This window comes from Streptococcus sp. OMI870 (assembly GCF_047460295.1).
Lineage (GTDB): Bacteria > Bacillota > Bacilli > Lactobacillales > Streptococcaceae > Streptococcus.
This window is the reverse complement of record NZ_JASHGM010000002.1, coordinates 156761-175625: the sequence shown is the minus strand read 5'-3', so window position 1 is coordinate 175625 and position 18865 is coordinate 156761. Positions and strand designations below refer to the sequence as shown.

Below are 18865 nucleotides of genomic sequence, written 5' to 3'. Positions count from 1 at the left end.
TTTTATAAATGAAAGGAGGAGCGATGAATTTACACCAACCCTTATCCGTACTGCCTGGAGTCGGCCCAAAATCGGCGGAAAAATTTAAAAAATTAGGGATTGAAACCCTAGAGGATTTGCTTTTGTACTTCCCCTTTCGCTATGAAGATTTTAAAACGCGCAATGTTTTAGAATTAGAAGATGGGGAAAAAGCCGTCATCTCTGGGGTGGTAGCAACACCAGCTAATGTCCAATATTATGGCTACAAACGAAATCGCTTGCGTTTTTCAATCAAACAGGGAGACCAAGTCATTGCGGTTAATTTTTTTAACCAACCCTATTTAGCAGACAAAATCGAGGTTCAGCAGACGGTTGCGATTTTTGGCAAATGGGATAAGGCCAAAGGCAGTTTGACAGGGATGAAACTTCTGGCTCAGGTGGAAGATGATTTGCAGCCGGTTTATCGGGTGATGCAAGGAATCAGCCAAAATAGCTTGGTAAAGTTGATCAAAATAGCATTTAATCAGGGCTTGGATCAGCTTTTAGAAGAAAATTTACCCCAGGCCTTGCGGGATCGTTACCAACTCTTATCTCGTTCCCAAGCTGTGCAAGCTATGCATTTTCCAAGGGATTTGGCGGAGTACAAACAAGCCCTTCGACGGGTGAAGTTTGAAGAACTTCTCTTTTTCCAGCTACAACTCCAAGTGCTAAAAGAAGAAAATCATGATGCTAGCCAAGGGATTTCCTTGGCCTGGGATCCAGAAAAAATGACGGAACGAAAAAAACAGCTCCCTTTTGAGCTGACACAAGCCCAAGAAAACAGCTTAAATGAAATCTTGACAGATATGGCCTCTCCTTACCATATGAACCGTCTGCTTCAAGGGGATGTGGGAAGCGGGAAGACAGTCGTGGCCGGTCTTGCCATGTATGCAGCCTTAAGTGCTGGGAAGCAAGCTGCCTTGATGGTTCCGACAGAGATTCTAGCAGAGCAGCATAAAGAAAGTTTGGAAAATCTCTTCCCTGATCTACCGGTTGCTCTTCTAACAGGAGGATTAAAGGCAGCCGAGAAACGAGAAGTCTTAGAAGAGATCGCCTCAGGACAAGCTCAACTAATTGTGGGAACGCATGCCTTGATCCAAGAAGGGGTTCACTACCAAGATCTAGGATTGGTCATTATTGATGAGCAGCACCGTTTTGGGGTTACTCAGCGCCGGATCCTTCGAGAAAAAGGACAAAATCCAGATGTCTTAATGATGACGGCTACCCCTATTCCTCGGACTTTGGCCATTACAGCCTTCGGAGATATGGATGTGTCGATCATTGATCAAATGCCAGCTGGACGTAAGGAAATCATCACACGTTGGGTCAAGCATGAGCAGTTAGAAGTGGTCCTCGACTGGTTGGTGAAAGAGCTTGCGAAAGGTTCTCAAGCCTACTTTATCTCTCCCTTAATCGAGGAATCAGAAGCCCTAGATCTGAAAAACGCTCTTGCTCTACAAGCGGAGCTAGAGGCCTTCTTTGGTCAGCGGGCACGTGTTTCTCTTCTTCACGGGAAGATGAAAAGTGAAGAAAAAGAGACCATCATGCAGGCCTTTAAAGAGCACCAAATCGATGTTTTGGTGTCAACGACCGTTATTGAAGTGGGGGTCAATGTGCCCAATGCAACCGTTATGGTCATTATGGATGCGGATCGTTTTGGCCTTAGTCAACTCCATCAGCTTCGAGGCCGGGTCGGTCGGGGAAATAAGCAATCCTATGCTATCCTGGTTGCGAATCCTAAGACGGATAGTGGCAAACAGCGCATGAAAATCATGACAGAGACGACAAACGGGTTTGTCCTTGCTGAGGAAGATTTGCAAATGCGTGGTTCAGGTGAAATCTTTGGTACCCGTCAATCGGGGATTCCAGAATTTCAAGTAGCCGATTTAGTAGAAGATTATCCAATTCTTGAAGAAGCGCGGAAAGTCGCCAGCCAGATTGTAACGACGCCAAATTGGCGAGAACACCCAGACTGGCATTTGCTCTCACTGTATCTGGAGAAGCAAGAACATTTAGATTAGATCATAAAAAGTGAGTAGAGTGGAAATGTGTTGTTTTCACTCTACTCACTTTTAAGATTGCATTTTATAGGTTTTGGATCTTGATGAAATGCGACAGGACGAAGGTGGATCGATACCATCCACCTGAGGAGTTAATGAGTCGTGTAGGGAGTGGGAAAGAACTCCGATTAGTTAAAAAGAGTTCGTTTTCCCACCCCCGCAAAGTTGATTAGGCCATTTTTGGAGCTTAAAAAGCGAACAAAGATGCCAATCAACCATAGCGTCATACTGTTATTTCTATCAAACATCAAAGGCTGACAATTTTGCGCAGCCTCGTTACACGAATTGAACACGGGCTGCGGATTGTGTCAAAAAGATGAATCCTCCTAGAATCTGATGATTCTGCGTCGAATTCCCTATTTTGACTGTATCCGCCACGCCCTTTGTATCTTAGTAATTGAACACGGGCTAAATACTGTGTGATAAAACGCCAACTATATTAGTACTAACTTCAAGACGCAGTAGCTGATTGGATTCTTCTCTTGCTTTATGAGCTTGGAAGAATCCTAATCAGCCTTGTGGGGGTAGGACGACGAAGAGTCCGCCAAAGTATCGCTTCTGTCCTACTCCCTATTTTGACTGTATCCGCTATGCCCTTTGTATCTTGTTAATTGAACACGCCCTAAATGCTGTGTGAAAAAGATAAATTTTCTTGTGAGCTTCGCTCCCGGCGACAATTTCCTATTTTCACTTGGCATTTTACGGGCTTTGTATCTTATGCTACCCTTCTATATATTCTTTGAGTTCTTGTCCTTTTAAGCCAGCATTGAGGGCGATGAGGAGCTTAAGGCGAGCTTTGGGGGCATTTAATTCTTTGATGAAAAAGATACCTGTTTGATGGAGTTGAACGCCACCGCCTTCATATGCATACACGGGTTCTGCAATTCCGTTGAAGCAACGGGATACTAAAGCGATTGGAAGTCCGGCGTCTATAAATTCTTGGAGTTTAATGGCTGTTTCTTTAGGGATGTTTCCTGCTCCAAAGGCTTCAATAATGAGACCATCGATTTTTGAGCAATCCAGTAGATCTAACAGATCGGTTTTCATCCCAGCATAAGTAGTGATAATGGGAACGAAACCTTCGATTTTATCGAGATCGAAGCGCACTCGTGGCTCAGCTGTTTTAAAGAAGAGGATTTCCTTTTTCATGACCAAACCGAGTGGGCCATGAGTTGGTGTCTGGAAGGTGCCGACATTGGTGGTGTGGGTTTTGGTAACGTACTTGGCCGCATGAATTTCGTCATTCATGACGACTAAGACCCCCTTATCACGTGCTTTTGGATCGGCAGCCACTCGGAGGGCTGTTAAGAAATTATAGACACCGTCGCTTCCTAGTTCGTTGGAGCTTCGCATGGCTCCAGTAATCACCACGGAGATGTCTGGTAACTCCATGGTATCCAAAAAATAAGCTGTTTCTTCTAGCGTATCTGTCCCGTGTGTAATGACGATCCCATCGAAGTGGCTGGCTGCCTCTTTGATTCTTTGGTATAGAGCTAACATGTGATGCGGTGTCATTTGTGGACTTGGTAGATTGAAGATATCCTCAGAAGTGACTTCCATTCCTTCAATTGGAGAAGTAACTTGGGTCATGGGATTAACTTCATTGGTGATCACTGCTCCGGAGTCATCTGCTGCCATGGAAATGGTCCCTCCGGTATGTAGTGCTAAAATTTTCTTAAACATGTGAAGCTCCTTGGAATATGTGATATAATTTATTTTATCATAAAAAGAAAGAAACAGTAGACATGGAAATAAAAGCAGTCTTTTTTGATATCGATGGGACCTTGGTGAATGACAGTCGAGCAGTCCTCAAATCGACCGAAAAAGCTATCCAATCTTTAAAAGAGGAAGGAATTTATGTTGGACTTGCAACGGGTCGAGGTCCAGCTTTTGTTAAACCTTTCATGGAGCGCTATGGCTTTGATTTTGCGGTGACCTATAATGGCCAGTATATAGTAACCAAGGACCGCGTATTATTTACCAGTCCAATCGACAAAAAGAGTCTGCACCAGCTGATTGACTATGCTCAGGAGCACCGTAAGGAAATTGCTCTAGGAACCAAAGATGGTGTATGTGGTTCTCGTATTATGAGTTTTGGGATGAGTCCTATTTCGACTTGGTCCAGTCGCTTTGTACCCCGCAAGATGGCCCGTACCGTTAGTCGAGGCTTTAATAAAGTGGTCAGTAAAGTGGTTCCACAAGATCAGGAAACCCTCTATGCACTAGCGCAGGAACCCATCTACCAGGTATTGATTTTATCCAGTTCAGAAGAGACTGCAAAAATTGAAAAAGAGTTTCCGCATCTGAAATTTACACGCTCCAGCCCCTTTGCAGCAGACGTCCTCAACCCAGGAATTTCCAAACTGGAAGGAATTCGTATCGTTGGTCAGGAATTTGGCTTTAACATTGATGAAGTCATGGCTTTTGGAGATTCGGATAATGACTTAGAGATGCTTTCAGGCGTAGGTTTGTCGATTGCGATGGGGAATGGGACGACTAGTGTCAAAGCGATTGCCAAGCATACCACGACCAGTAATAGTAAGGATGGTATCCAAAAAGCCCTGCAACACTTTGGTATTCTCTCAGAGAAAGAACTCTTTCTTTCTAAGGATGATCACTTCAATAAGGTCAAAACTTTCCATGGCGTGATGGATGGGAAAACCCAGGAAAAACCGGTTGTTTGGCAGTCTCAAGATGCCCTCTACCGGACCATGTTCAAGCAGGAAGAGCTGGTGGAATTTGTCCGAGCAGCTAGCTCGAACGAAGAAGAATTTGATCACTCCTTAGCCGCTCTTCATGAAGCCTTGGACAAGGCGGCGGAGAAGGTTCGAAACAAGCATCCGGCTGAGATCTCCATGGTGGGACAGGTCGATGCCTTGATCGATACGCTCTATCTGACTTATGGTAGCTTCGTCTTAATGGGGGTCGATCCGGAAGAGGTTTTTGAGATTGTTCACCGTGCCAATATGGGGAAGATTTTCCCAGATGGAAAGGCACACTTTGATCCAGTAACCCACAAAATTCTGAAGCCAGATGATTGGGAAGAAAAATACGCCCCGGAACCTGCCATCAAAAAAGAGCTGGATCGCCAACTGAAAGCTTACGAAAAACACGCAAAACCAAAAGAAGTAACAAAAGAAAACTAAAAAGAGAGTGGGACAGAAATCGGTCATTCGTTAGAATTCGATTTCGTCGTCCCACCTCCGCACAGTTGAGTAGGGCTGTAAAAGCTGATGAAATCAGCGTAGTAGAGGCCACTCAACCACTGCGTCTTGCTCGACAATCCAAAAATAATTGAGAGGCTAGGACTTTTGTCCCAGCCTCTTTTGTTTCTTACATGGTTTTATCTTTATCACGCACCACTAGTAAGTCTACTTTAGCATGGCGAAGGATGTATTCTGAGGAGGAACCGACCATGAGACGTTCGAATGCATTGAGTCCGGTAGCCCCGACCATTATGAGGTCAACCCCTTCTTTACTTGGGATATCATTGGCCAAGAGGACCTTTGGATTTCCCATTTCTACAACAGTCGCAATATTTTGAACGCCGACTTTTTCGGCACGTTCCTTGTAGCCTTTGAGCAACTCCTTGGCTTCTTCTTGCAATTCTTCATACACTTCAGCATCAAAAGTTGAGACGCTTTGCAGGGCACGGGTATCGATGACGTGAACAATGGTCAATTTAGAGCCATTACGAAGAGAAACATTGACCCCTTTTTCAAATGCCAATTCTGCTTCATGAGAGCCGTCGACAGCGACCATAATGTTTTCATATTTTTGAGACATAATCCTACCTCCTGATAGCTTGAAAACATGGATAGAATAGAAGGTGCTTCCATTCCCTATACACTTATATTTTATCTCTTTTTAGCTGGAATGTAAAGGTAAAGTCTATCTTTTTCTATCTTATTTCTGAGGAATTTTTAAAGTCCTCAGTTTGTACTCTATTTGAACTAGTGGTATAATAGAGATAATTTCGTGAATCGAGGCAGAATATGAAAGAATATAATAAATCAAGCAAACTCGAACATGTCGCTTATGATATTCGTGGTCCAGTTTTGGAAGAAGCTATGCGCATGCGAGCAAATGGGGAAAAGATTCTCCGTTTAAATACAGGGAACCCAGCTGAGTTTGGTTTTACAGCACCAGATGAAGTGATCCATGATTTGATCATGAATGCGCGTGATAGTGAAGGGTATTCGGATTCAAAAGGGATTTTTTCAGCCCGCAAGGCTATTATGCAGTACTGCCAGTTAAAGAAAATTCCTAATGTGGATATCGAAGATATATACGTCGGCAATGGAGTGAGTGAACTGATCGTGATGTCCATGCAAGGGCTGCTCGACAATGGCGATGAGGTCTTGATTCCGATGCCAGACTATCCTCTTTGGACAGCAGCAGTCAGTCTAGCTGGTGGGAATGCAGTCCATTACCTTTGTGATGAAGAGGCAAATTGGTATCCAGATATTGAGGATATCAAGTCGAAAATTACCTCAAATACAAAAGCCATCGTTGTGATCAATCCCAACAACCCAACTGGGGCCCTCTATCCAGATGAGATTCTACTTGAGATTGTTGAGATTGCTCGTCAAAACAACTTGATCATCTTTGCGGATGAAATTTATGACCGCTTGGTGATGGATGGTGAAAAACACACGGCTATCGCGAGTCTAGCACCGGATCTCTTCTGTGTGAGTATGAATGGTTTGTCAAAATCTCACCGGATTGCAGGTTTTCGTGTTGGTTGGATGGTTCTATCTGGACCCAAGCATCATGTGAAGGGCTATATTGAAGGTTTGAATATGTTGTCCAATATGCGTCTTTGTTCAAACGTCTTGGCTCAACAAGTTGTTCAAACCTCCCTTGGAGGCTACCAATCTGTAGATGAACTCTTGCTTCCAGGTGGACGAATCTACGAGCAACGTAACTTTATCTACAAAGCCATCAATGAGATTCCTGGTCTCTCAGCAGTCAAACCAAAAGCCGGTCTCTATATCTTCCCTAAGATCGATCGGGAAATGTACCGGATCGATGATGATGAGCAATTTGTTTTAGAGTTCTTGAAACAAGAAAAAATTCTCTTGGTTCATGGACGCGGATTTAACTGGAAGGACCCAGATCACTTCCGGATCGTTTACCTACCACGTGTAGATGAATTGGCTCAAATTCAAGAAAAAATGACCCGCTTCTTGAAACAATATAGACGCTAATCAAACCGAAGGATTGAAGAGGAAGATCTTCAATCTTTTTTGATCTATTCTATAAAATTGATGTTATCTCCTTGACATTTTTCTGAATTGCGCATAATTGTAGAAAAAATAAATAATTTTCAGATAATTTGATTGAATTTCCTCCGCTTATATGATATACTTTAGCTGACTATATGCGAGGTTTATTATGGCAAACTTATTAGATAAAACACGTAAAATTACATCTATCTTGAAACGAACGGATGAGCAGTTACAAGTCGAGATGCCTTACAATGATATTGCCCAGCAATTGGCAGATATCATTCACTGTAATGCCTGTATCATTAATAGCAAGGGAACGCTGCTTGGTTATTTCATGCGTTATAAGACCAACAATGACCGGGTAGAAGCCTTTTTTGAAAATAAAAAGTTGCCGGAAGATTACGCTAAGGCAGCGAGTTTGGTCTATGATACGGAAGCCAACCTTCCAATCGAGCATGATTTGACCGTCTTTCCGGTAGAGACCAAGTCTGAATTTCCTGATGGCTTAACGACCATTGCTCCTATCCACGTATCTGGGATTCGTTTGGGATCTTTGATTATCTGGCGCAATGATAAAGAGTTTGACGATGATGATTTGATCCTGGTTGAGATTGCCAGTACCGTAGTTGGGATTCAAATGTTGAACTTCCAACGAGAGGAAGACGAGAAAAACATTCGTCGCCGGACAGCGGTCAATATGGCTGTTAATACCTTGTCTTACTCTGAACTGCGGGCGGTTTCTGCCATCCTTGGGGAATTGAAGGGGAATGAAGGACAGTTAACTGCTTCTGTGATTGCGGATCGAATCGGTATTACCCGCTCTGTGATTGTCAATGCGCTTCGGAAATTGGAATCAGCTGGTATTATTGAAAGTCGTTCACTCGGGATGAAGGGAACTTATCTCAAAGTTTTGATCCCAGATATTTTTGAAGAAATTAAGAAAAGAGACTACTAATGAGCAAAGCATTAATTTCGATTGACTACACCGTTGATTTTGTAGCGGATGAAGGTAAGCTAACGGCAGGAGCTCCCGCCCAAGCCATTTCTGAGAGCATTGCCCAGGTGACCCAATTAGCCTTTGATCAAGGAGCCTATGTCTTTTTTGCTATTGATGCGCATGATGTAGACGATTCTTTTCATCCTGAAAGCAAGCTCTTCCCACCCCATAATATCATTGGGACTAGTGGACGTGATTTGTACGGCCCTTTAGCAGATTTTTATCAGGAGCACAAAGCGGATCCACGCGTCTTTTGGATGGACAAACGTCATTATTCTGCTTTTTCAGGGACGGATCTAGATATCCGCCTTCGTGAACGTCATGTGGATACCGTTATTTTGACGGGTGTCTTGACCGATATCTGTGTCCTTCATACAGCGGTTGATGCCTACAATCTGGGTTATCAGATCGAAGTGGTGGAGCCTGCAGTGGCGTCGCTTACTCCTGAAAATCACCAGTTTGCTTTGAATCACTTCAAGCATGTCTTAGGGGCAAGTTTGGTGGACGATACACTAGCTGTATTAGACAAAAAATAAGAAACCGATGTAAAAGAGGTCATAGACACTTGTCTAGGCCTCTTTTTTGGGGCTTAGAAATTGTTTTCCTCACTTGAAAATGGTATTCTAATGAAAGAAAAAAGGGGAAGTTATGAGTAAAAAAGCTGTCGTGTTTTCAGCCAATCTATCTTATATGGAGAAGTTGGAAACCGCTATGAAGTCACTGTGTGCCCATCAGGACCAGTTGAAAATGTATGTCTTAAATGAAGATCTACCAACTGAGTGGTTTGCTATCATGAATCAGCGCTTGCGCCAGTTGGATTCAGAAGTGATCAATTGTCGGATGTCTCCCGAGCAATTCCAGTCCTTTTCGCTTCCAAGTAACCATATTCACTATGCAACCTATTTCCGTTACGCTATTCCAGAGATTGTGGAAGAAGAGCGAATCCTCTATCTGGATTGTGATATGATCTTTACACAGGATTTATCGCCTTTATTTGAGGTCGATCTAAAAGGTTATGGACTGGGTGCAGTGGTCGATAAGCCGACGACGACAGATGGTTTTAATGCTGGACTTTTGGTGATTGATAAGGCTTGGTGGCTAGAGCATCAGGTGACAGAGGTCCTCTTTGACCTCACCAAGGAGCACCATCAGCAGGTCTATGGAGATCAAGGGATTTTAAATCTGTATTTCAAAGATGCTTGGTATCCATTGCCTTGGACTTATAATCTACAAGTAGGATCTGATAAGGATCAGTACCTCTATGGGGACTTGGATTGGTATGAAGCCTTTCAAGGGATTCCTGCGGTCATTCATTACACTTCTCATAATAAACCATGGACCTCCAAACGCTTCAATCGTTTTCGTGAATTATGGTGGTTTTATTATGCCCTCTCTTGGGAGGAAATTTTGCTTCGAAAACCGATTTTGAAGCAAAACTATCAAGATCTAGTGGGAACTTTTCCTTATCATGCGGCCATTTATACCCATACAGCTGATATCCATGAGTTAGAGACTCTGTTAAAAGAGCTACCAGATGTCACGATTCATGTTCTTGCTCATAGTCATTTTGGCTTTAACTTGGTGCAATTGGAACGCTACCCCAACCTCTTTCTATACCCTTCCTTTGATCCCTTGACTAGTCGAAAGGTTATAGAAAAATTAGATTTCTATTTGGATATCAATCCCTATGGTGAGGTCGATCAAATCACGCAAATACTCAGCCAACAAGGCATCCCAATTTTTTCTTTTGAGGGAACCAATCATGTAGAAAATGGGGAGAACCAAGTGTTTGCTGATGACCAGGTACAGGAGATGGTGGCAGCGATTCGCGATTATTTAAAGAAAAGTGAGGACAATCATGGAAGCAAATGAAGTCGTCAGTATCATCATTCCTATTTATAATGTAGAAGCTTATTTGAGGCAATGTTTGGAGACGGTTATCCATCAGACTTACCCGAATTTAGAGATCATATTGGTCAATGATGGCTCACCAGACAATTCAGAAGCAATCTGCAAGGAATTTTTTAAACGAGATGCTCGCATTCGCTATATTCGTCAAGAAAATGGTGGCTTATCAGCTGCCCGTAATACAGGGATTGAGTTAGCGACTGGAGATTACATCACCTTTGTTGATCCAGATGACTGGGTGACGGAGGACTATGTAGAGGTGCTTTATGGTCAGCTTCAGAAGTATGATGCGGATGTCTCAGTAGCCAACTATAACCTCTATGATGAGAGTAGTAGCAAATACTTGATTAAGGTAACGGATGCTGATTATTCAGAAACCCTTTATGAGGGGAGAGGGATTTTGGAGCACGATGCCATTCAGGAGACCAGAGATATGGCCTGGGCGTGTGCTATGATGAAGCTCTATAAGCGTAACTTATTTGAAGGGCTTCGTTTTCCGGTCGGAAAAAATGTAGAGGACAACTTCCTTATGTACAAGATTTTTTTAAAAGCCGATCGAGTGGTTCATACGGAGAAATGTATTTATTGGTATCGTGTGGGCCGTTCAGATACCCTCTCACAAGTCTGGACGGAAAAGCGTGTACTAGATGAGATGGAAGCTAAGCAAGAAAAGTTGGCACTTCTGGGTATGTTAGGTTACGATTTAACCTGGCATCGTTATATTTACAAAACGCGCTTGAAACGGGCCCTTGAAAAATTAGAAGAAGCAGGCTTACAAGGATCAGAAACCTATGAGCGCGTGGTGATGAACCTCAACTTCATTGAAAAAAAGGACTAACCATCTATTGATGAGAAAGGATTAGCATGTTCATTATTGCAGCTGAACAGACTCGAGAGCTGAACCATTTGCGAAAATTATTGGACAAACTAGGTCAGCCCTACCGTGTGTTCATCACTAATTTGGAAACGGATTTGGATCAAGAGACGGAGAGTCTTGCGACCTTTTTTACCCAAACAGACCCGGCGTCAAAAATTGGGGAACCACTATTTTTTAATGATCTCTCAGTTCCTGAATTATGGGAATGTTGGACACTTGGGATCACAACCTATCTGTTTGATGGTGAGGAACGTCGTGCCAATATCGTGTTGCGAGAGGACCTTTTGTCGCGAACCGTTGATCGAGTAGAGTGGTTTGGTCAGAAAGAAGAAATCGCATCCATTGATTTTTACAACCGTTATGGCTGGAGAAGTCAGCAAAGCCTTCTCAATGAAGGCGCTCAACCTTATTTAGAGATTTATTTGAATCGTCAACAAGAAGAAGTGCTGCTCCATTTTGTCTTGCAAGGGACCTTTTTGCATCAAACTTCTAAGGGACGAGACCAGTTGTACGCTAATAAAGAAGAGTTGCAGAGAGCCGTTTTGAAACAAGTCTTGCCAGAAAAGGAAGCCATCCTTTTAATGAATCAGAGCTTGCTAGCTTTTGTGAAAGAGTTGCCTAAGGAACGACTTGCCTTGTGTACAAGTACAGGTGCCGACCTAGAAGGAATCAAAGAGCAGGTTGAGCAGATCCTGGTGCTGGAGGCTGCTCATTTACATGAGAAAAAAGAAGGATACACCAGTCTTTCAGGATTCGTAGACGTGGACCAGGAGAAGTTTCAGCCAGAAGCACTGGTCATGACAGCTTCTCAAGAGGTTGAAGGCTTAGCAGACCTCGTTCACGATTTTCCACAAGTGACCTTTCACATTGCTGCTTTGACAGCTATGGGACCAAAATTAACAGACTTGGATCCTTGTCCCAATGTGCGACTCTATCCGGGAATTTCGATGGAAAACTACGAGGAATTACTAGCGACTTGCTCCCTCTATCTGGATTGCAACCAAGGGGAAGAAGTGATGAACAGTAGTATACGTGCTCTTGAAAATGGGCAAATTTTGCTTGGGTTGCAGAGCACTGTGCACCATGAAGCCTACAAAGAATTGACTACCATTACATCTTCGGTAGAAGAAATGAAAGCTCGATTAGGAGCATTAGTCCAGCATCCAGAGTCCTATAAAGAACTCTTGAGAGAGCAAGTACGAATCTTGCAACTTCCTCAAAAAGAAGCTCTGATGGAGATCTTTAAGCAGTTAGAGGGAGGGAAAGGATGACCGTATATACCTTTAACCTATTAGTGGGGTTTGAGCCTAATGGCGTCGATGTGGCGCAGGCTTCTCGAGCTAGGATGCTCCGCGATTTGGGGGTGGCAGCTAGGTTCATCTTTACCACTTGGCCCACTCCAGAGAAATTAGCTTATTACCTTTCTTTAGGGCACCGGGATGAGGAATTGCTCTTCGCCCATCTAGCTTTTACAGATCAAGAAACGACAGTCCCTCAAAAGACAGTTGGGGCCTTGCAGATGGATTTTCAGTTGACGCGTTTGGATGTTTCTGAAAAAACAGAAAGAGCCATTCGCTATCAATTTGCAGATAACAGCGCTCTGACCTTTCATCTGGATCCCTATCATAAAGACTGTGTCCGCTATGTCGACTATCTTTCTAATGGGAGTATCCTCAAGCGAGAATATTATGGGGCTTGTAAAATTGCTACAGAGTATTTTCAATATGGAAGTGTCGTTAGACGGACCTATCACCATCAAGATGGCCGTATCGCCTTTGAAGAATTGAGGCTAAGCGGAAACTGGCTCTATAAACTAGGGCCTGAGATCCTGACCAGTCATACGGAAGTGATGAGACGTTTTTTGTTAAAACTTTCTCTAAAAGAAGAGGATTTGGTTTTACTTGACCGGGCTTCTCGCATGGATTTTGCCCGCCCTTTGATGGAGAAAGATGATCTTTCCAAGCTAGCCATGGTGTTTCATTCAGAGCACGAATTTGAAAATGGCCAGCTCAACTATGAGTACTATTATGTGTTCAAGTATGCCAAACGCTTTGATTACTTTATCACTGCAACGGAGGCACAAAAAGAAGTCTTGGAACAGACACTTGCCAAGCAAGAGTGCGAAAATATTCCAATCTATAGCATTCCAGTAGGCCATTTGGAAGAATTGACAGAATCACCAGGAGATAGACGTCCCTTTAGTGTGATCACAGCTTCCCGCTTGGATCCAAGGAAACGCATCGATTTGGCCATTCGAGTGGTAGCTCAAGCTCATAAACACATACCGGCCCTTCAGTTCGATATTTATGGGAAGGGTGGAGAAGCGGACAACTTACGGCACTTGATTCAGGAGTTGGAAGCGCAAGACTATATTCACCTACGTGGTCATGCAGATCTCAAGCAGATTTATCCTCACTACCAGGTCTACCTAGCCACTTCTCAGTGGGAAACCTTTGGCTTGACCTTGATGGAGGCGGCTGGAGCAGGTTTAGCCTTGCTTGGATTTGATGCCCGTTATGGTAATCCGACCTTTATGAAAGAGGGAGAAAATGGCTATCTGGTACCTTATAGTGGGCAGAGGCCAGAAGAAGAGTTGGTCAAAGAACTAGCAGACAAGCTGGTGCAACTCTTTAATAGGGATCTAGCACCATTTCATCAGGCTTCTTATGACCTAGCTTCCTGCTACCTCAAAACGAAGGTCCAAGAAGTTTGGAAGCAGATGCTAATAGAGATGGGCCAATTGGACAGAAAAGAAATGTAAAACGAAGAATCTGTAGCGACAAAAAAGTCCTGCAGATTTTTTCTAAGGCAAGCAAATTAGGCTAAATTATGGTAAAATAGAGGGTATTGAAAAATCATCATTTCACGAAAGGAAGCAAGATGAAAATTACGCAAGAAGAGGTAACCCACGTTGCCAATCTTTCAAAATTGAAATTCTCTCCAGAAGAGACAGCTGAGTTTGCGACAACCTTGTCGAAGATTGTCGACATGGTGGAATTGTTGGAAGAAGTGGACACAACAGGTGTTGCCCCAACAACGACTATGGCGGATCGTAAGACCGTATTGCGTCCGGATGTCGCTGAAAAAGGCACTGACCGCGACCGTTTGTTTAAAAATGTACCTGAAAAAGACAATTACTACATCAAGGTGCCAGCTATCCTAGAAGATGGAGGAGATGCCTAATGTCATTCAACCATAAAACCATTGAAGAGTTGCACGACCTCCTTGTCTCTAAGGAAATTTCAGCAACGGAATTGACACAAGCGACGCTTGACGATATCAAGGTGCGTGAAGAAGCCGTCAATGCCTTTGTAACGGTGGCCGAAGAAGCTGCCCTTGCACAAGCTAAGGCCATTGATGAAAAAGGAATCGATGCAGACAACCTGCTGTCAGGAATTCCACTCGCTGTCAAAGACAATATCTCAACAGATGGTATCTTGACGACTGCGGCATCAAAAATGCTCTACAACTACGAGCCAATCTTTGATGCGACAGCTGTTGCCAATGCGAAAGCCAAAGATATGATTGTCATCGGGAAGACCAACATGGACGAGTTTGCCATGGGTGGATCTGGTGAAACTTCATACTATGGACCAACCAAGAATGCATGGGACCACAGCAAGGTTCCTGGTGGATCTTCTAGTGGTTCAGCAGCTGCTGTAGCTTCAGGGCAAGTCCGTTTGTCCCTCGGTTCAGATACAGGTGGTTCTATTCGCCAGCCTGCGGCCTTCAACGGAATCGTCGGTCTCAAACCAACTTATGGAACAGTTTCTCGTTTCGGTCTCATTGCCTTTGGTAGCTCACTCGACCAAATTGGACCGTTTGCTCCAACCGTTAAGGAAAATGCGCTCTTGCTCAATGTCATTGCCAGTGCAGATGACAAGGATTCGACTTCTGCACCTGTTCGTGTAGCAGACTTTACTTCTAAAATCGGTCAAGATATTAAAGGTATGAAGATTGCCCTTCCGAAGGAATACCTCGGGGAAGGGATCGACCCAGAAGTCAAAGAAACCATCCTAAACGCTGCTAACCACTTTGAAAAATTGGGAGCAACTGTCGAAGAAGTTAGCCTGCCACATTCTAAATACGGGGTTGCCGTTTACTACATCATTGCTTCTTCAGAAGCCTCTTCAAACTTGCAACGTTTTGATGGGATTCGTTATGGTTTCCGTGCCGAAGATGCTAAAAACTTGGATGATATCTACGTGAACACTCGTAGCCAAGGCTTTGGTGATGAGGTCAAACGTCGGATCATGCTGGGAACCTTTAGTTTGTCATCTGGTTACTACGATGCTTACTACAAGAAAGCTGGTCAAGTCCGGACCCTCATTATCCAAGACTTCGAAAAAGTCTTTGCAGATTACGACCTCATTCTTGGTCCAACAGCTCCAAGTGTGGCCTTTGATTTGGATTCGCTCAATCATGATCCGGTTGCCATGTACTTGGCTGACCTCTTGACCATTCCAGTTAACTTGGCAGGTCTTCCAGGAATTTCAATCCCTGCAGGTTTTGCGCAAGGTCTTCCAGTTGGTTTGCAGTTGATTGGTCCGAAATATTCGGAAGAGACCATCTACCAAGCTGCAGCTGCCTTTGAAGCAACGACGGATTACCACAAGCAACAACCCCTTATTTTCGGAGGTGACAATTAATGAACTTTGAAACAGTCATCGGACTTGAAGTCCACGTTGAATTGAATACAAACTCAAAAATTTTCTCACCAACCTCTGCCCACTTTGGGAACGAGCAAAATGCCAATACCAATGTGATCGACTGGTCTTTCCCAGGGGTGCTTCCTGTCTTGAACAAGGGTGTTGTGGACGCTGGTATTAAGGCTGCTTTGGCCCTGAATATGGATATCCACCAGCACATGCACTTTGACCGTAAGAACTATTTCTACCCTGATAATCCAAAAGCTTACCAAATTTCGCAATTTGATGAGCCTATCGGTTACAATGGGTGGATTGAAGTGCAACTAGAAGACGGCTCAACTAAGAAAATCGGGATTGAACGGGCCCACTTGGAAGAAGATGCTGGTAAGAACACCCATGGAACAGACGGCTTCTCTTATGTAGACCTTAACCGTCAAGGGGTGCCATTGATCGAAATCGTATCTGAAGCAGACATGCGTTCTCCTGAAGAAGCCTACGCTTATTTGACAGCTCTCAAAGAAGTCATCCAATACACAGGTATTTCTGACGTCAAGATGGAAGAAGGATCGATGCGGGTCGATGCCAACATTTCCCTTCGCCCCTACGGTCAAGAGGAATTTGGTACCAAGACGGAGTTGAAAAACTTGAACTCTTTCTCAAACGTCCGTAAAGGTCTTGAATACGAAGTGGAGCGTCAAGCAAAAATTTTGCGTTCAGGTGGGATTATTCGTCAAGAAACACGCCGTTATGATGAGGCCAACAAGAGCACGATTCTTATGCGGGTAAAAGAAGGGGCAGCGGATTACCGTTACTTCCCAGAACCAGACCTTCCCTTGTTTGAAATCTCAGATGAGTGGATCGAAGAAATGCGCACAGAGTTGCCTGAGTTTCCAAAAGACCGCCGTGCTCGCTACGTGGCGGAGCTTGGCTTGTCAGACTATGATGCCAATCAATTGACAGCTACTAAAGTCACATCTGACTTCTTTGAAGCAGCCGTAGCCCTTGGCGGAGACGCTAAACAAGTGTCAAACTGGCTCCAAGGTGAAGTGGCGCAATTCTTGAATGCTGAAGGAAAAACACTAGAAGAAATCCAATTGACACCAGAAAACTTGGTCGAAATGATTGCCATCATCGAAGATGGAACCATCTCATCTAAGATTGCTAAGAAAGTCTTCGTTCACTTAGCGAAAAACGGTGGCGGTGCGCGTGAATACGTCGAAAAAGCTGGATTGGTACAGATTTCAGATCCGGAAGTCTTGATCCCTATCATCCACCAAGTCTTCGCAGACAATGAAGCAGCCGTAGCTGACTTCAAGTCAGGGAAGCGGAATGCGGACAAGGCCTTTACCGGCTTCCTCATGAAAGCAACCAAAGGCCAAGCCAACCCACAAGTAGCCCTCAAGTTACTTGCCCAAGAATTGGCGAAGTTGAAAGAAGAGTAATAGAGAAAAACTAGCCGAGAGGTTGGTTTTTTCTATCCATAAAATTGTGTTAGAATAGGAAAGACCATTACATATCAACTAGCATTAGGAGAAGTTAAATGAACAAATTTTTAAGAGCCTTATTTGTCCTAGTTATCATCGCCATGTCTGGAGCCATTATTTTTCAGCTCTTCTTTCCATCCTATATGGGAAGTCATTCAGGATATGGTGTTTCTGTCGGTTGGCAGCGAGAGATTGGGATTTGGAATGTGGCAGTTCTTGTGATTCTCATTGCTGTCAATCTCAAATATGATTGGTTCTATCTTCGAACGGTACTATTGGCCTTGATCATTGGTGGGCTTGGGATTGGGACCAATCATTTATTTGCTTATCTCAACTATCATTTGCCAGTAAATGCTATTGGAGCTTTTGAAAATTATCTTCTTGTTCTGGGCTGGATTGTCGGTTGGAAATTAGAGTCATCTCGGACCGATAATTAAGATATTAACTGTCTGTTTCTTCTTGACAAAGTTTGTGAAAAGGTTTACAATATGGTTGTCGGGTTTCCTGAAAGGGAATTGCAATTCATGGAAAAATAGGAGAATCATATGGAAACAATGAAAGCTGCTCGCTGGCATGGCAAGAAGGACGTTCGTATCGAGGAAGTGGAAGTCCCTAAAGTACAACCTCATCAAGTAAAGGTTGCGGTCAAATTCACGGGAATCTGTGGAACAGACTTGCATGAATACTTGGATGGGCCAATCTTCATTCCAACAGAAGAGCATGTTTATTCTGGTCAAAAAGCACCCGTTACCCTCGGTCACGAGTTTGCTGGAGAAATTGTTGAGGTTGGAAGCGATGTGACTCGTGTCAAAGTTGGGGATCGTGTGACGATTGAACCAATTTTGGCAAAACATAACTTAATCGGTGACTACAACCTTGATCCAAACTTGAACTTTGTTGGTTTAGCAGCAGATGGTGGTTTTGCGAAGTATTGTGTGCTTGATGGTGATCTTGTGCATGTGATTCCAGATAGCTTGAGCTATGAACAAGCTGCGCTTACAGAACCTGCAGCTGTGGCTGTTTATGCCGTTCGTCAATCTGCATTGAAAACTGGGGATACAGCCGTTATCTTTGGCTTGGGTCCAATCGGTCTTTTGATTGTTGAAGCCCTTCGTGCAGCAGGAGCATCAAAAATCTATGCGGTTGAATTATCTCCTGAACGCCAAGCAAAAGCGGAAGAATTGGGAGCAATCGTTGTTCGCCCAGAAGAAGGAGAAACAATCGTCGAAGCCATCCATCGTTTAACAGGTGGTGGAGCAGATGTTTCTTATGAAGTTACTGGGGTTCCAGTTGTTTTAGGTCAAGCCCTTGCAGCTGTTCATAAGGCAGGGGAATGTATGGTCGTATCTATCTGGGAACGTGAAGCGAGCATCAATCCAAATGAATTCGCTATCCAAGAAAAATCTCTTAAAGGAATTATTGCCTACCGTCATATCTTCCCTAAAGTGTTGGAACTGATGGAACAAGGTTATTTCTCTGCTGAGAAATTAGTGACCAAGAAAATTAAATTGGAAAATATCGTTGAAGAAGGATTTGTTGAATTAACACAAGATAAAGCCCAAATCAAGATTTTGGTTGAGCCATAATTCACCATCTAAACGGAATTAGACCAGTCCATGTGGACTGGTTTTTTTATGATCT

At 43.7% G+C, this 18865-nt stretch carries 16 protein-coding genes; 14 read left to right on the top strand and 2 right to left on the bottom strand.

Annotated elements, in window-relative coordinates; all coding sequences use genetic code 11:
• The first annotated feature begins 23 nt into the window (after positions 1-23).
• Positions 24-2039, top strand: coding sequence for an ATP-dependent DNA helicase RecG (gene recG / locus QM968_RS04955; RefSeq protein WP_414382718.1), 2016 nt, complete (start codon positions 24-26; stop codon positions 2037-2039).
• Between the two features lie 759 nt (positions 2040-2798).
• On the opposite strand, the gene QM968_RS04950 is transcribed toward recG, so the two are convergent.
• The gene (locus QM968_RS04950) at positions 2799-3761 is read right to left on the bottom strand and encodes an asparaginase (RefSeq protein WP_414325988.1); all 963 of its coding nucleotides are present in this window, start codon (positions 3759-3761) and stop codon (positions 2799-2801) included.
• A 62-nt stretch (positions 3762-3823) separates the two neighbouring features.
• Here QM968_RS04950 and QM968_RS04945 point away from each other — a divergent pair, with 62 nt between their 5' ends.
• Positions 3824-5224: a Cof-type HAD-IIB family hydrolase gene (locus QM968_RS04945; protein ID WP_414325987.1), complete on the top strand. Its 1401-nt coding sequence runs from the start codon at positions 3824-3826 to the stop codon at positions 5222-5224.
• Between the two features lie 187 nt (positions 5225-5411).
• Here the strand turns inward: QM968_RS04945 and QM968_RS04940 are convergent, their stop codons facing one another.
• Positions 5412-5864, bottom strand: coding sequence for a universal stress protein (locus QM968_RS04940; protein ID WP_009731572.1), 453 nt, complete (start codon positions 5862-5864; stop codon positions 5412-5414).
• Between the two features lie 209 nt (positions 5865-6073).
• On the opposite strand from QM968_RS04940, the gene QM968_RS04935 reads away from it, so the two are divergent.
• The 12 genes from QM968_RS04935 to QM968_RS04880 all read left to right on the top strand — a co-directional run bounded on the left by QM968_RS04935 (position 6074) and on the right by QM968_RS04880 (position 18810).
• A complete protein-coding gene (locus QM968_RS04935) occupies positions 6074-7288 on the top strand; it encodes a pyridoxal phosphate-dependent aminotransferase (RefSeq protein WP_009731571.1) in 1215 nt (404 codons plus the stop codon).
• Positions 7289-7475: 187 nt separating this feature from the next.
• Positions 7476-8264: a GTP-sensing pleiotropic transcriptional regulator CodY gene (gene codY, locus QM968_RS04930; protein ID WP_009731570.1), complete on the top strand. Its 789-nt coding sequence runs from the start codon at positions 7476-7478 to the stop codon at positions 8262-8264.
• Positions 8264-8842, top strand: coding sequence for a cysteine hydrolase family protein (locus tag QM968_RS04925; protein WP_009731569.1), 579 nt, complete (start codon positions 8264-8266; stop codon positions 8840-8842). Before codY ends, QM968_RS04925 begins: the two co-directional genes overlap by 1 nt.
• 112 nt (positions 8843-8954) lie before the next feature.
• Positions 8955-10178, top strand: coding sequence for a glycosyltransferase (locus tag QM968_RS04920; protein WP_414382715.1), 1224 nt, complete (start codon positions 8955-8957; stop codon positions 10176-10178).
• A complete protein-coding gene (locus tag QM968_RS04915) occupies positions 10165-11052 on the top strand; it encodes a glycosyltransferase family 2 protein (protein WP_414382712.1) in 888 nt (295 codons plus the stop codon). The genes QM968_RS04920 and QM968_RS04915 overlap by 14 nt, the downstream gene beginning before the upstream one ends.
• 26 nt (positions 11053-11078) lie before the next feature.
• Positions 11079-12362, top strand: coding sequence for an accessory Sec system glycosyltransferase GtfB (locus tag QM968_RS04910; RefSeq protein WP_414382709.1), 1284 nt, complete (start codon positions 11079-11081; stop codon positions 12360-12362).
• The gene (locus QM968_RS04905; RefSeq protein ID WP_414382707.1) at positions 12359-13852 is read left to right on the top strand and encodes a glycosyltransferase; all 1494 of its coding nucleotides are present in this window, start codon (positions 12359-12361) and stop codon (positions 13850-13852) included. The genes QM968_RS04910 and QM968_RS04905 overlap by 4 nt, the downstream gene beginning before the upstream one ends.
• Positions 13853-13971: 119 nt before the next feature.
• Positions 13972-14274: an Asp-tRNA(Asn)/Glu-tRNA(Gln) amidotransferase subunit GatC gene (gatC, locus tag QM968_RS04900; RefSeq protein WP_002884769.1), complete on the top strand. Its 303-nt coding sequence runs from the start codon at positions 13972-13974 to the stop codon at positions 14272-14274.
• Positions 14274-15740 carry an Asp-tRNA(Asn)/Glu-tRNA(Gln) amidotransferase subunit GatA gene (gene gatA / locus QM968_RS04895; RefSeq protein WP_009731564.1) on the top strand — a complete coding sequence of 489 codons (1467 nt, stop codon included), beginning with the start codon at positions 14274-14276 and terminating at the stop codon, positions 15738-15740. The genes gatC and gatA overlap by 1 nt, the downstream gene beginning before the upstream one ends.
• A complete protein-coding gene (gene gatB / locus QM968_RS04890) occupies positions 15740-17182 on the top strand; it encodes an Asp-tRNA(Asn)/Glu-tRNA(Gln) amidotransferase subunit GatB (protein ID WP_049474046.1) in 1443 nt (480 codons plus the stop codon). Before gatA ends, gatB begins: the two co-directional genes overlap by 1 nt.
• A gap of 98 nt (positions 17183-17280) precedes the next feature.
• Positions 17281-17661, top strand: coding sequence for a hypothetical protein (locus QM968_RS04885; RefSeq protein ID WP_009731562.1), 381 nt, complete (start codon positions 17281-17283; stop codon positions 17659-17661).
• A 108-nt stretch (positions 17662-17769) separates the two neighbouring features.
• Entirely contained in the window at positions 17770-18810 is a 1041-nt protein-coding gene (locus QM968_RS04880) for a 2,3-butanediol dehydrogenase (RefSeq protein ID WP_414382705.1), read from the top strand.
• The last annotated feature ends 55 nt before the right edge of the window (positions 18811-18865 follow it).